The organism is Lampropedia cohaerens, assembly GCF_001005215.1.
Classification (GTDB): Bacteria; Pseudomonadota; Gammaproteobacteria; order Burkholderiales; family Burkholderiaceae_C; genus Lampropedia; species Lampropedia cohaerens.
The window spans coordinates 1-12,746 of record NZ_LBNQ01000041.1 but is presented as its reverse complement, the minus strand read 5'-3'; the positions used below and the strand labels follow the sequence as shown (position 1 = coordinate 12,746).

General features: G+C 64.1%; 13 protein-coding genes. 5 read left to right on the top strand and 8 right to left on the bottom strand.

Going from position 1 to position 12,746, the window contains the following annotated elements; translation table 11 throughout:
- Positions 1 to 77: 77 nt before the first annotated feature.
- From AAV94_RS13490 to AAV94_RS13480, 3 genes are all read right to left on the bottom strand, one after another.
- The gene (locus AAV94_RS13490; RefSeq protein WP_231731435.1) at positions 78 to 893 is read right to left on the bottom strand and encodes an ABC transporter permease; all 816 of its coding nucleotides are present in this window, start codon (positions 891 to 893) and stop codon (positions 78 to 80) included.
- A gap of 7 nt (positions 894 to 900) precedes the next feature.
- Positions 901 to 1,755 (bottom strand): ABC transporter permease, encoded by an 855-nt coding sequence (locus AAV94_RS13485; RefSeq protein ID WP_046742742.1) that lies wholly within the window; start codon positions 1,753 to 1,755, stop codon positions 901 to 903.
- Positions 1,756 to 1,900: 145 nt separating this feature from the next.
- A complete protein-coding gene (locus AAV94_RS13480; protein ID WP_046742741.1) occupies positions 1,901 to 2,926 on the bottom strand; it encodes an ABC transporter substrate-binding protein in 1,026 nt (341 codons plus the stop codon).
- Between the two features lie 397 nt (positions 2,927 to 3,323).
- Here AAV94_RS13480 and AAV94_RS13475 point away from each other — a divergent pair, with 397 nt between their 5' ends.
- The 4 genes from AAV94_RS13475 (at position 3,324) to argE (ending at position 6,744) form a co-directional block, all read left to right on the top strand.
- Complete coding sequence (locus AAV94_RS13475; RefSeq protein WP_046742740.1) at positions 3,324 to 3,737, top strand: RidA family protein; 414 nt, start codon at positions 3,324 to 3,326, stop codon at positions 3,735 to 3,737.
- A 26-nt stretch (positions 3,738 to 3,763) separates the two neighbouring features.
- Positions 3,764 to 4,435: a DUF1028 domain-containing protein gene (locus tag AAV94_RS13470; protein ID WP_046742739.1), complete on the top strand. Its 672-nt coding sequence runs from the start codon at positions 3,764 to 3,766 to the stop codon at positions 4,433 to 4,435.
- Positions 4,436 to 4,562: 127 nt separating this feature from the next.
- On the top strand, positions 4,563 to 5,540 hold the full coding sequence (locus AAV94_RS13465; protein WP_046742738.1) for a LysR substrate-binding domain-containing protein: 978 nt from the start codon (positions 4,563 to 4,565) through the stop codon (positions 5,538 to 5,540).
- Between the two features lie 4 nt (positions 5,541 to 5,544).
- Complete coding sequence (gene argE, locus AAV94_RS13460; RefSeq protein WP_046742737.1) at positions 5,545 to 6,744, top strand: acetylornithine deacetylase; 1,200 nt, start codon at positions 5,545 to 5,547, stop codon at positions 6,742 to 6,744.
- A gap of 45 nt (positions 6,745 to 6,789) precedes the next feature.
- On the opposite strand, the gene AAV94_RS13455 is transcribed toward argE, so the two are convergent.
- The 5 genes from AAV94_RS13455 to AAV94_RS13435 form a co-directional block, all read right to left on the bottom strand.
- A complete protein-coding gene (locus tag AAV94_RS13455) occupies positions 6,790 to 8,262 on the bottom strand; it encodes a M20/M25/M40 family metallo-hydrolase (protein WP_046742736.1) in 1,473 nt (490 codons plus the stop codon).
- Positions 8,263 to 8,385: 123 nt separating this feature from the next.
- Positions 8,386 to 8,847: a hypothetical protein gene (locus AAV94_RS13450; protein ID WP_046742735.1), complete on the bottom strand. Its 462-nt coding sequence runs from the start codon at positions 8,845 to 8,847 to the stop codon at positions 8,386 to 8,388.
- On the bottom strand, positions 8,844 to 9,245 hold the full coding sequence (locus AAV94_RS13445) for a phage holin family protein (protein WP_197408074.1): 402 nt from the start codon (positions 9,243 to 9,245) through the stop codon (positions 8,844 to 8,846). The genes AAV94_RS13450 and AAV94_RS13445 overlap by 4 nt, the downstream gene beginning before the upstream one ends.
- Before the next feature lie 208 nt (positions 9,246 to 9,453).
- Positions 9,454 to 9,768 carry a glycine zipper domain-containing protein gene (locus AAV94_RS13440; protein ID WP_046742733.1) on the bottom strand — a complete coding sequence of 105 codons (315 nt, stop codon included), beginning with the start codon at positions 9,766 to 9,768 and terminating at the stop codon, positions 9,454 to 9,456.
- Between the two features lie 269 nt (positions 9,769 to 10,037).
- Positions 10,038 to 10,817, bottom strand: coding sequence for an SDR family oxidoreductase (locus AAV94_RS13435; RefSeq protein ID WP_046742856.1), 780 nt, complete (start codon positions 10,815 to 10,817; stop codon positions 10,038 to 10,040).
- Positions 10,818 to 11,037: 220 nt separating this feature from the next.
- On the opposite strand from AAV94_RS13435, the gene AAV94_RS13430 reads away from it, so the two are divergent.
- Entirely contained in the window at positions 11,038 to 12,729 is a 1,692-nt protein-coding gene (locus AAV94_RS13430) for an electron transfer flavoprotein-ubiquinone oxidoreductase (protein WP_046741805.1), read from the top strand.
- Positions 12,730 to 12,746: the final 17 nt, after the last annotated feature.

Genomic DNA, 12,746 nt, shown 5'->3' with positions numbered 1-12,746 from the left:
CGATTGCCGCAGGCAGCAAAAAAGCCGCGAACCAACGCGGCTTTTTTTCGCTTGCCCAGGACTTCGGGACTTGCGGGTCAGCGCCCCTGCTCGATATTGAGCACCTTGCCCAGGCCGAGAAACTGGTTGGCCACCACCAGCAGGCTGGCCGTCACCACGATGTAGACCACCGACAGCGCCGCCAGTGTCGGATCGGCATACTCGCGCACATAGTTGTACATGGTAACCGGCAGCGTCTGGGTACTCTGGTTGGTGATGAACAGCGACGCCGTGAACTCGTTGAACGACATGATGGCGGCAAACAGCCAGCCCCCGAAAAGACCGGGTGCCAGCAGCGGAATGGTGACCGTCCACAGCACCCGCACGGGCGATGCCCCCAAGCTCGCGGCCGCTTGCTCCAGGCGTTCATCCAGGTTTTCCATCGAGACGTAGACGCTGCGCAGCACAAAGGGCAATACCAGCATGACGTGGCACAGAATGACCACCGCATAATTGCGTCCGACATTGAACTGTGCCGTCAGCATCAGCAGCCCCAGGCCCAGCGTGAAGTGGGGAATGACCAACGGCGACAGCAAGATGGCCTGCAGGGTCTGCTTGCCGGCGAAGTCCATGCGCTTGACGGCAATCGCCAGCGCCGTACCAATCGCCAGCGCCAGCACGGAAGCCCAGGCGGTGACGATCAGGCTGGCGCGAAAGCCGTTGCGAAAGTCCGGGTAGGTAAAGACGCGCTCGAACCATTTCCACGACCACGACTGGGGCGGGAAACTCAAAATGGCCTGCTCGTTGAAGGCCGCAACGGTCACCACCAGAACCGGCAGCAGCACGAAGGCCAGCAGCAGCGCCACGACCAGGTAACCAGCCATGCGCAGGGGCAACGGCAGAGAAGAACGCATGCGCATGTCAGTGCCCTCCGATTTTCTTGAGTTTGCGTGTCACCACGCCCAGTGCCATCAGCGACACCACGGTCAGCACCAGGCCAGCAACACTCAGGCTTGCTGCCAGGGGGAAATTCATCGAGGAAAAGCCCAGCTGATACACCAAAGTGGAGACCGTATGCACCCGACCGCCACCGATCATCTGTGGCGTTGCAAAGGCGCTGAACGTCCAGGCGAAGGCCGTGGTGATGCTGGCGAGAATGCCCGGCATGGAAAGTGGCAGGGTCACCGTCACAAAGGTGCGCACCGGCCCGGCACCCAGGCTCTGGGCTGCCTTCTCGTAGTCACGGTCGATATGGGAAATGGCCGTTGCCAGCATCAGCACGACCACCGGAATGGTCACATGCACCAGCGCGATCAGCACGCCAAGATGCGAGAACATCAGCTGCAGCGGCCACTCGATCACGCCCAACTGGCGCAACACCGTATTGATGAAGCCCGTGCTTCCCAGCACGATCAGCCAGGAATAGGTGCGCACGATCTCGCCGAGAAACAGCGGTGTGATGGAGACGATGAGAATGAATGCCTTCAGACCGCGGTGGCGCACGCGCACCATGGCATAGGCCAGCGGATACGCCACCACCAGCGTGACCACGGTGGTTTCAAGGCTGAGCAAAAAGGTGTTCCAGAAGGCCTGCGCGTAGATGGCCTTGCCAAACCCGGCAAAGTTCTCCAGCGTGAAGCCACCCACGCCGAGCGAGCCGGGAACGAATGCACGGAAACTGAACTGGAAGACGGTCAGCAGCGCGGCACAGATGCACAGCGCCACCAGCATGGCAGGCGAGACCAGCCACGCCTTCAACCCGGATCGCTGATTCATGTCAAAAAAAATAGTGCCGAGGGCTTCGCAGGCTGCCGCCTGCTCCGGCGCCCCTCGGGGTTGCACAAATACTGCCGGGGCACCGTGACGGGCCCGGCAACCGCATCGGCTGCCGCAGGCTGTCTGCCGGCGCCCCGCAGGCGCTTTAGTTCATGATGTTTTCCGTGAACCACTTGCGCCATTCAGCGGTTTTCTCGGCACGCAACTTGTGGTCAATCACCAGTGCCTGCGTCTGCCACTGCTCGGGCGTCGTGAACACCCCGGGCAGTGCCGCATCCTCGGCACTGACAGTAGCGTTATCGACCACGGGGCTAGCCTTCTTGGCAGCCACGATCTTGGCCTGCACCTCCGGAGAGAGGGCGATGCTCATGAACTTGTAGGCCAGCTCCTGCTGCTTGCTGCCCTTCATGATGCCCATCGCGTCCACGCCGAGCACGGCCCCCTCCTTGGGCACGACCACCTTGATGGGAACGCCCTGCCCAATCATGTGGTAGGCATTCATGGACAGCACAACCTGGATGGGCGTCTCACCGGAGGCAATTAGCTGCTGGCTGTTGGCATCGTTGGTGTAGAACGCCTTGAAGTTGGGCTTGAGCGCCTTGAGCTTGTCCTGGCCTTGCTCCCAGTTCCCCGCATCCGCACCGGAGAGCTTGGCCGCCACGGCGATGATGTGGCTGGGATCGAAGTCCGGTGCAGCGATGCGCCCGCGCAGCTGCTCGCTCCACAGGTCTTCCCAGCTCTCGAACGTGATGCTGGGGGGCACCAGATCCGGGCGGTAGCCAATGGTGTAGACATAGGCCCAGCTACCGACGTGGTAGGGGCTGATCTTGGCCTGCTCGACCACATGGTCGTAGTTGGCCAGCTTGCTGGTGTCCAGCGGCTCGAACAGGCCGGCATCGGCATACAGCCAGCCGATGTGCGAGGTGGTGAAGGTGATGTCGCTCTCGGGCGTGCTGGCGAGCTTGGCCTTGTTGAGGCGATCAATGGTGCCGCCAGTGATGTACCGCACCGGCACACCGGTCTGGCGGGTGAACTCCTGGCCGATGTTCTCATCGATCAGGTCGCGGAAGCTGCCGCCCCAGGTGCTGACAACCAGTGGCTCCTGCGCCCAGGCGGTGCTGGCGAGTACCGCGCTGGCCAATGTGCTGGCGGCAATCAATTTTTGGATCATGGAAAACCTCTTTCAATCGGAGATGGGTAAAACCAGGAAAGCGGAGGCGACGCAGGCGCCTTGTCGGAAAACACCAGCCCAGCGCAGGAACGTGGCGCCCGCCAGTGTGGTGCGCATGAATGATGAAAGAGGCCCGGCACTACGCCAAGTCGCCTTTTCCTTACGGATGGCTCGCAATTCCTGACGAACCGCCCGCGCAGCCCCCCACCGGCATTGCAGGGCACACGCACGCGCCATGGATCGGAAATTCCGACACACGCAGCCGGAAATCCCAAATAGGCAGGACTGCGCCGTTGCGCGACGATTGCGCCCCGTCAAGGCTGGCCGCACGGGCGCAGCCCACCTCCGACACGGCGGCAGCGCCGGCCGGTTGCATTGTCCCCTTCCCCTGATTGCCATGAAGCACACCCGCATTCGCACCTTCAACACCAAGGACACTTACCCGGAGCAACGCCTGGACAACGACCTCTGCCAGGCCGTCGTCGCGCGGGGCCGTACCGTGTTTCTGCGCGGCCAGATCGGCCAGAACCTGGACACCTCCGAAAGCGTCTGCATCGGCGACGCCAAGGGCCAGGCCGAGCAGGCCATGGCCAATATCGACATGCTGCTGCGCGAAGCGGGCGGCGAGCTGCAGGACATCTGCAAGATCACCATCTATCTGGTCGACCCCCGCTACCGCGAGGAGGTCTACCGCGTCGTGGGCCGCTGGCTCAAGGGCGTGTTCCCTGTTTCCACCGGTCTGGTGGTCTCCGCCCTGGCCCGGCCGGAATGGCTGGTGGAGATCGATGCCACCGCCGTCATCCCCGACTGATCGCAGCCCCTACCCGCCCCATCGGCATGACCTTTTCCATCATTGCACGCTGCCCCGCATCCGGCCAGTTCGGCGCGGCCGTGGCCTCCTCCTCACCCGCCGTGGCAGCACGTTGCATCCGCGTGCGCAGCGGCATTGGCGCTGCCGTCAGCCAGTGCACCACCGACCCGCAGCTGGGCCCGCAAGCGCTCGACCGCATGGCCGCCGGCATGACGCCCGAGCAGGCACTGGCCTCCTTTGCGCAAGTGCCGTTCATCGAATACCGACAGCTCATGGCCATCGATGCCGCCCATGCGCCGGCCATCTTCACTGGGGCAGCCACGCTGGGCACCATTGCCAGCGCCAGTGGCCGTGACGCCGCCTGCGCCGGCAACCTGCTGGCCAGCGACACCGTGCCTGCCGCGATGCTGGCGGCGTTCGAGCAGGCACACGGATGCCTGGCCGATCGCCTGATGCAGGCACTGGCTGCGGGCGAGGCAGCGGGCGGCGAAGCTGGCCCGGTCCATTCAGCAGGCCTGCTGGTGTGCGACCGCCTGGAGTGGCCGATCATTGATCTGCGCATCGACTGGGTCGAGGAAGACCCGATTGCCGCGCTGCAGCGCGCATGGTCGGTCTACGGACCCCAGGCGCAGGATTACGTCACCCGCGCGCTCGATCCGCGCGCTGCGCCCAGCTTTGGGGTGCCCGGCAATCCTTGAGTTGCGCCCCCCCGCAGAGCCTGGCCAATGGCCAGCTCGCCAATAACCCCACCGCCGACTGCCTGCCAACGCGCGCGACACTTCGCAGGAGAATACGCAGCCTCCCTCCAGCCCGCTGATCACCCCTATGCTCAACCGCATCTCTTTGCGTCAAATGGAGTACTTCGTGGCCACTGCCAAACATGGCAGCATCGCCACGGCGTCCGCGCAAATCCACATTTCCTCGCCTTCCATCTCGGCCGCCATCGCGCACATTGAAGCGGAGCTGGGCGTGCAGCTGTTCGTGCGCCATCCCTCCAAAGGGCTGGCACTGACCGCCATTGGCACCCAGCTCAAGCAAGAGTGCGAGGCCCTGCTGGAGCGCGCCTCCAGCCTGTACGAGATTGCCTCTGCGGCCAACGGCGTGATGCAGGGCGCGCTGCGCGTGGGGTGCTTCCAGTCACTGGCGCCGATGATCGCGCCGGAGGTCATCTACGGCTTCGCGCGGGCGTTCGAGAAGGTCAACCTGCAGATGGTCGAGGGCGATCAGCGCACGCTGATGGCCCGGCTGCAAAACGTCGAGATTGACGTCGCGCTCACCTACGACCTGCAGCTGAGCGACGGCATTGAATTCGAGGCACTGGCACGCCTGCCGCTGCACGTGCTGGTCAGTGAGCTGCATCCGCTGGCGCAGCAGTCGGCGGTCACGCTCGAAGAGCTGGCCGCGTTGCCCATGGTGCTGCTGGACCTGCCGATGAGCCGGGACTACTTCCTCTCGGTGTTCGCGCAAAAGGGGCTGGAGCCCAATATCGTGGCCCGCTCGCGCTCGGAGGATGTGGTGCGCTCCATGGTGGCCAACGGTATTGGCTACGCCCTGTTCAACGTGCGCCCGCGCTCCAACTACTCGCTCGATGGCAAGCGCTTCGTGCGCGTGCGCCTGGCCGGTCAGCAGCGTCCCATGTTGTTGGGTCTGGCAACCTACAAGCCCATGGAGCAATCCCACCTCACACGGGTGTTCATGCAGCGCTGCCGCGCCTACATCTCCGACCAGTACATTCCGGGCATGAGCGCGCCCAGTTTCTTCGACCCCCACATGACCACCCCTGCCGCCGACAGCGGCGCCTGAGACCATGACTGCCACCCCATCCAGCCTGGCGTTGCTGCACGAGCTGATTGCCTTTCCTTCCGTCTCGCGCAGCCCCAACATTGCGCTGCTCGAACGCATCCAGGCGCTTCTGAACCAGGCCGGGATTGCATCCTCGCTGGTGTGCGATCCCACGGATCCGGGCCGCGCCAACCTGTTTGCCAGTACCGGACCGATGGATGCACCCGGCATCGTACTGTCGGGCCACACCGACGTCGTACCAGTGCAAGGCCAGCCATGGACCAGCCCGCCCTTCGAGGCCACGCAGCGCGATGGCCGCATCTACGGCCGCGGCAGTGCAGACATGAAGGGCTTTGTCGCCTGTGCCGTGCACACCATGCTGCAGGCTGCCGACAAGCCCCTGCAGAGGCCGCTGCACCTGGCTCTGTCGTACGATGAGGAAATCGGCTGCGTTGGCGTGCGCCACCTGCTGCAGGCGCTACGGCAGCGCAACTTGCCTGCGCCACTGCTGTGCCTGGTCGGCGAGCCCACGCTGATGCAGATCGGCCTGGGTCACAAGGGCAAGTCGGCTTACCGCGCGCGCTGCTGTGGCCAGGAAGGCCACTCCGGGCTTGCGCCACGCTTTGCCAATGCCATCCACGCCGCTGCCGATCTGGTCAGCGCCATCCGCGAGGTACAAAGTGACCTGGCCACGACCGGGCCGCGCGAAGCGGGTTACGCCATCCCCTACACCACCATCCACGCCGGCAGGATCGAAGGCGGCAAGGCCCTGAACATCGTGCCCGGCGAATGCGTGCTGGATTTCGAGATCCGCTTCGTGACCGACGACCATCCGGACGACGTCCTGGCATGCGTACGCGAAAAGACACTGGTGCGCATGCAGCAGGCAGCGCAGCTGCAGGGCTGCACCACAGCGCCCGCAGCACCCGCCATTGAGCAGCTGGTGGCCTACCCCGGCCTGCGCACCGCCAGCAACGCTCCGGGCGTGCAGCTGCTGGCCCGCTGCCTGCCTGCGCACACGCCCCACACCAAGGTGGCCTTTGGCACCGAGGGCGGCCTGTTCCAGCAACTGTGGGACAAGACACCCGTCGTCGTCTGCGGGCCCGGCAGCATCGAGGTGGCACACAAGGCCGACGAATACATCGAGCTGGCCCAGCTCGACGCCTGTGACGCCATGCTGGCCCAGTTGACCGACTCCTTGTGCCTGCGCGAAGGCGCGGGCTAAAACTTTCGCGCAGTCGCACCGGCCGCCCCGCGACGGCACAGACCGCTATGCTTGGCCTGCCGGCATGCTGGCAATGACGTGCGCAACCGCTGCCGTCAGGCGCTTGGCATAGGGCACATGCAGAAACTCGTTGGGGCCATGGGCATTGCTCTTGGGCCCCAGCACGCCGCAGACCATCATCTGTGCGGCCGGAAAGCCCTGGCTGAGCAGCCCCATGAGCGGAATCGTGCCGCCCTGACCAATGTAGCCGCAGTCGGCGCCAAAATAAGTCTGGCTGGCCTGCTGCACGGCACTGCGGAACCAGTCATCCATGGCAGGCGCATTCCAGCCATCGGCACCCTGCACGTCCTCGAAGGTCACGCGCGCCTGGTAGGGCGCATTGTCCTCAAGCAGGCGCTTCATCTGCGCCACGCAGGCGGCCACGTCCACCAGCGGCGGGGTGCGAATGCTCAGCTTGAAGGCCGTGTAAGGCCGCAGCACGTTGCCGGCACTGTCAAGGGGCGGCAGGCCTTCCGCACCGGTGACGCTGAGCGTAGGCCGCCAGGTGCGCCGCAACAGCGCTTCCACGGGATCCTGCGTGGTCGGCAACGCCCATTGCGTGGTGCCGCCGCAGTCGTAATGCACCCAGGGAAAGCGCGTCTGGCTGTCATTGCCGAGGATGGCGGCGGTCGCACGCGCCTGCGCGATGCGCTCTGGGGGAATAGCACAATGGAAAATCTCGGGCAGCAGCCGGCCACTGCGGCTGTCCTCCAGCCGGTCCAGTACCTCGCGCATGATGCGAAACGACGACGGCACCAGGCCCGACGCCTCACCCGAATGCACGCCTTCCGTGAGGATTTCCACCTTCAGCGTGCCGGTGATGTTGCCGCGAAGGCTGGTTGTCAGCCACAGCTGGTCGTAATTGCCTGCGCCCGAATCAAGACAGACCACCAGCGCAACGTCGCCAATGCGCGGCCTGAGCGCCTCGATATACGGCAAAAGATCGACCGAGCCGCTTTCCTCGGAAGTCTCGATCAGCCCAACGATGCGTGGATGCGCGACGTTCTGGCGCTGCAGCTCCTGAATCGCCGCCACGCTGGCATAAACCGCATAGCCGTCGTCGGCACCGCCTCGCCCATAGAGCTTGCCGTTCTCGTACTTCGGCGTCCACGGCGCCAGATCGCTGCGCCAGCCGGAAAACTCCGGCTGCTTGTCCAGGTGGCCATAGACCAGCACGGTCTGCTGCGACGCATGCCCGGAAGCTGCCACTTCGAAGAACAGCACCGGGGTGCGCCCTGGCAGGCGCACGATCTCCAGCTGCAGGCCACGAATCTGCTGTGCCCGAACCCAGTCGGCAGCGTCGGTGACGACACGGTCAATGAAACCCAATGTCTCCCAGTCCCTCTCGAACATCGGCGACTTGGCAGGCACCTCAATGTAGCGCTTGAGGCAATCGAGGATGTCCTCGTCCCATTTGCGCGTCAGATGCGACAGCGCGGCATCAGGCGCTAGCGACTGCGAAAGTGGCAAAGCGTGCATGGCGGTTCAGTCAGATAACGACAACAGAAAGCGCTCATTTCAGCACAAATCCGCCGCGCATGCCGCTACCGCAGCGCCACCGGCTGCGTCAACACAACGCATGAAAAGATCGAGAACCGATCCTCAGCGGCGTGCGCGCACCTTGCCCCGATTGGTACGCTCAATCAGCCGCCAGCCGCGCAGCGCCCACGGCGCGGCCACCAGTGCCACGCGCCACAGCCGCCGCGGCCCCAGCACCAGCGCCGAACCCAGGGCAAAGCCAATGGCAATCGGATGGCGCAGGACAGCATCGCGCCCGGCAGCAACCACCGGATGCTCCAGCAATGAGGAAGCATGCGGCGCACCGCCCTCGTCCCGCTGGCCATGCAGGCCCATAGCCACCGCCTGGCTGCCCGCACGCGCACGGCGCTCGATGATGCGCCTGCGCTGCTCGGCGATGCGTCGCAGTACCTGCTCTTCCTCGGCGCTGACAGGAACACCAGCAAGCGCGCCCGTGGCGGCCACGTCCAACGTCTCTTGCATGCGGGCAAGGCTGTCATTGCGCGAATGCATGGCACCGGTTCCCGGCGCTCGTTGCGTCGTCATAGTCGCTCCTTGAATGTGGCAATGTCCTGAGCAATCACCTGCCTGGTCAGCGCAAAGGGCTTGGCCAGGCGCCGGACCATGCATGCTGCAACCACCGCAGCAATGACCAACGCCAGTGCCCAGGCGCCGAGCACCACCCACAATGCGGTACCCCATGCGGGAGTGTGGGCGTAGTGCAGCAGCGCGGCGATCGAGCCGATGAACAGCAGGCCAAACAGGAACACGAGCGCCAGCACCGCACCAACGACCACGCCAACTACCGCCACCATCTGGCGCTTGGCTTCAATGCCCAACAGATCGAGCCGGTCGGAAACGGCGATGCTGCCTTCCTCCAGCCAATAGCGCGCGGTCTCGCGAACACGCGTAATACCAAGCAATGATTGCCAGTCAATGGACACGATCAACTCCTTGAAGCGCTGTGCACGACCTTCCCCGCTGTGCACCGCCAGGATGCGTCACGGACTACGAAAACCGTGCATAGGCCGGCCATGAAAAACGCCAGCTGCCAGGCCCGGGATCCCATGACCAGACAGCTGGCGCAAGCGCTTGGCTGGCAGGCCATGCTGCCCAAGCAGCAAGGCCAAACCGCAGCCATGCATGCGGCGTTTAGCGACGGGCGAGCAGAAAGCCAATCAGCGCACCAGCAGCCAGCGCCACGCCGGCAACCTGCCACGGCTCATCGTGGGCGTAGCGATTGGCGACATCGGCGCCCTCACGGGCACGCGCAGCAGCCTCCTGTGCGGTACGCACCGCCGATTCACGCAGATCCTGCAGGCTGTGCACGCCATCGTCGAACTTCTGACGCAACTGGCGAATCTGCGGCACATCATCCAGATCGCGGCTGGAGATCACGTCACGCAGCTCGTTGACCAGACGCTCGAAATCGTCACGCGGTTGCGACTTGCCAGAAAAAATTCCCATGCTGAACCTCCCTTGTGATACGGCCAACGGCCGCAAAAAAACCATGTAGTGGCATCCCGGGCCAGGACAAGACCATGTCCTGCCGATGCCTGCGCACCGCGCGCCGAATGCCCCTTGCTGGGAGCTATGTTAACGCGATGGCGCGCTGCGCACTGTAGGAAACAGCCGAAACGCCCGCAAGCTGCCTGCACACTGCTTCCGCTGCACGCTCTCGCGCTGGCAACAGCGCTTGCAACGTTCCTTGGATATCGGCATCCGCCGCGCCATCCTCACACGGCAAAGCCATCGTCGGCCGCAATCACCGCACCGTTGACAAAATGGCTCTGGGCACTGGCCAGTAGCACGATGAGGCCGTCCAGATCCTGCGGCTGGCCAACCTTCCTGCGCGGCAGCATATTCACCAGCTTCTTGCCTTCATCGGTCTGGAAATGAGCGCGGTTGATCTCCGTTTCGATGTAGCCGGGGCACAGCGCATTGACATTGATGCCATAGCGCCCCCACTCGATGGCCATGGCCTTGGTCATCTGCACCACGCCTGCCTTGCTGATGGCATAGATGCCGATCATGGGCAGCACCTTGAGTCCAGCCATTGATGCGATATTGATGATGCGCGCGCCCTCGATCCAGCCGCCATTGGCGCGCGCACGTGCCAGCATGCGCCGGCTCACCGCCTGCGCGACAAAGAATGCGCCCTTGAGATTGGTGTCCAGCACGAAGTCCCAGTCTTGCTGCATCACGTCCTGCAGCTTCTGCGTCGTGCTCACACCGGAGTTATTGACCAGGATGTCGATCGGACCGGCGATCTGCTCGGCGCACGCGATGGCCGCATCAATGCCGCCAAAGTCCGTCACATCCAGCTGGACCACATGGGCCGTACCGCCAGCCTCGGCAATGCTGGCTTGCAACGCCTCCAGGCTGGCGCGGCGCCGACTGGCCAGCACCACGGCAGCACCGGCTGCTGCCAGCGTCTGCGCGAACTGCGCCCCCAGTCCACTGGAGGCCCCCGTGACGAGCGCCGTTTTCCCCGACAGATCAATGCTGTAAGCCATGGGTGCTTCCTTGTATGATTGACCGCCCATCGGGCCAAGTTAGAACTGGCCCATTGTTAGCAGTAACAAGGCTTGTCCCGGTCACACACAGGACAGGCATTGCCACAAGAAAGCGGCAAGCTTGCCGCAGGGCATTTGCCCATCGACACCGCCAGAACAGACACACCTATGTGCGTGCCGAGCGATGCACTCGGCACCTCCCCCACAGGAACCAGCCAAGATGACCCCGCAAGAAATCCTAGAGCAGTACGGCCCGCGTGAGTCGATGGAATACGACGTGGTGATTGTTGGCGCCGGGCCGGCCGGGCTGGCTACGGCGATCCGGCTCAAGCAGCTGGCAGCCGAGAAAGACCAGGAGATCAACGTCGTCGTGCTTGAGAAGGGCTCCGAGCCCGGTGCGCACATCCTCTCGGGCGCGGTGATGGACCCGATTGCGTTGAGCGAGCTCATCCCCGACTGGAAGGACAAGGGCGCGCCGCTGAACCAGCCTGTCACCGCCGACGAAGTGCTGCTACTCAGCGAGACTGGCGCTACCAAGACGCCTGCGGCACTGGTGCCCGACAACTTTCACAACAAGGGCAACTACGTCATCAGCCTGGGCAACGTCGTGCGCTGGCTCAGCCAGCAGGCCGAAGCACTGGGCGTGGAAATCTTCCCCGGCTTTGCCGCCACCGAAGTCGTCTACAACGAAGACGGCTCCGTCAAGGGCATTGCCACCGGCAACATGGGGCTGGGCAAGGACGGCCAGCCCACGGCCGAGTTCCAGCTCGGTATGGAACTGCACGGCAAGTACACCATCTTTGCCGAGGGCGCGCGTGGCCAGCTCGGGCGCCAGCTGCTGGAGCAATTCAACCTCCAGTCCGACTCGGCGCCGCAGAGCTTTGGCATCGGCATCAAGGAGCTATGGGAAGTGCCGCCCGAGAAGGCGCAGCCTGGCCTGGTGGTCCACACAGCCGGCTGGCCGATGGACAAGGAAACCTTCGGCGGGGGCTTTCTCTACCACATGGAAGGCAACAAGGTCACGCTGGGCTTTGTCATCGGCCTGGACTACAAGAACCCGTGGCTGAGCCCGTTTGAGGAGATGCAGCGCTGGAAAAAACACCCAGCCATTCTCAAGCACATCGAAGGTGGCAAGCGCCTGGGCTACGGCGCGCGGGCGATCAACAACGGCGGCATCCCCAGTCTACCCAGGACCATCTTCCCCGGTGGCGCGCTGGTGGGTTGCAATGCAGGCTACCTCAACGCCAGCCGCATCAAGGGCAGCCACGCGGCGATCAAGAGCGGCATGCTGGCGGCCGAGGCGGTGTTCGAGGCGGTACAAGCCGGGCGCCAGCACGATCTGCTGAGCGCCTACCCGCAGGCGTTCGAGAAGAGTTGGCTGTACCAGGAGCTCAAGGCCGCCAGCAACTTCAAGCCATGGTTTAAGAAAGGCCGCACCGTTGGCATGCTGATGACCGGCATCGAGCACTGGCTGCTGCCCAGGCTGGGCATCAAGACACCGCCGTGGACGCTCAGGAACCCCGCGCCCGACCACACCTTCCTCAAGCCAGCGGCGCAGTGCGCCAAGATCGACTATCCGAAACCCGATGGTGTCATCACCTTCGACCGGCTCTCGAGCGTATTCATCAGCAACACCAACCACAGCGAGGACCAGCCGGCGCACCTGACGCTCAAGGATGCCAGCGTGCCGGTGCAGGTCAACCTCAAGCAATACGGCGGACCCGAGGCACGTTACTGCCCGGCGGGCGTGTACGAGTTCATCGACGATGCAGCCAGCCCTCAGGGCAAGCGCCTGCAGATCAATGCGCAGAACTGCGTGCACTGCAAGACCTGCGACATCAAGGACCCGACCCAGAACATCGTCTGGGTCGCCCCCGAGGGCGGCGGCGGGCCCAATTACGTCGAGATGTGATTCACAAGGTCGCCCCG

Excerpts from the sequence above, each read along its gene's own strand:
- AAV94_RS13490 (WP_231731435.1), bottom strand. The coding sequence starts at position 893 with ATGCGTTCTTCTCTGCCGTTGCCCCTGCGCATGGCTGGTTACCTGGTC.
- AAV94_RS13485 (WP_046742742.1), bottom strand. The coding sequence starts at position 1,755 with ATGAATCAGCGATCCGGGTTGAAGGCGTGGCTGGTCTCGCCTGCCATG.
- AAV94_RS13480 (WP_046742741.1), bottom strand. The coding sequence starts at position 2,926 with ATGATCCAAAAATTGATTGCCGCCAGCACATTGGCCAGCGCGGTACTC.
- AAV94_RS13475 (WP_046742740.1), top strand. The coding sequence starts at position 3,324 with ATGAAGCACACCCGCATTCGCACCTTCAACACCAAGGACACTTACCCG.
- AAV94_RS13470 (WP_046742739.1), top strand. The coding sequence starts at position 3,764 with ATGACCTTTTCCATCATTGCACGCTGCCCCGCATCCGGCCAGTTCGGC.
- AAV94_RS13465 (WP_046742738.1), top strand. The coding sequence starts at position 4,563 with ATGCTCAACCGCATCTCTTTGCGTCAAATGGAGTACTTCGTGGCCACT.
- argE (WP_046742737.1), top strand. The coding sequence starts at position 5,545 with ATGACTGCCACCCCATCCAGCCTGGCGTTGCTGCACGAGCTGATTGCC.
- AAV94_RS13455 (WP_046742736.1), bottom strand. The coding sequence starts at position 8,262 with ATGCACGCTTTGCCACTTTCGCAGTCGCTAGCGCCTGATGCCGCGCTG.
- AAV94_RS13450 (WP_046742735.1), bottom strand. The coding sequence starts at position 8,847 with ATGACGACGCAACGAGCGCCGGGAACCGGTGCCATGCATTCGCGCAAT.
- AAV94_RS13440 (WP_046742733.1), bottom strand. The coding sequence starts at position 9,768 with ATGGGAATTTTTTCTGGCAAGTCGCAACCGCGTGACGATTTCGAGCGT.
- AAV94_RS13435 (WP_046742856.1), bottom strand. The coding sequence starts at position 10,817 with ATGGCTTACAGCATTGATCTGTCGGGGAAAACGGCGCTCGTCACGGGG.
- AAV94_RS13430 (WP_046741805.1), top strand. The coding sequence starts at position 11,038 with ATGACCCCGCAAGAAATCCTAGAGCAGTACGGCCCGCGTGAGTCGATG.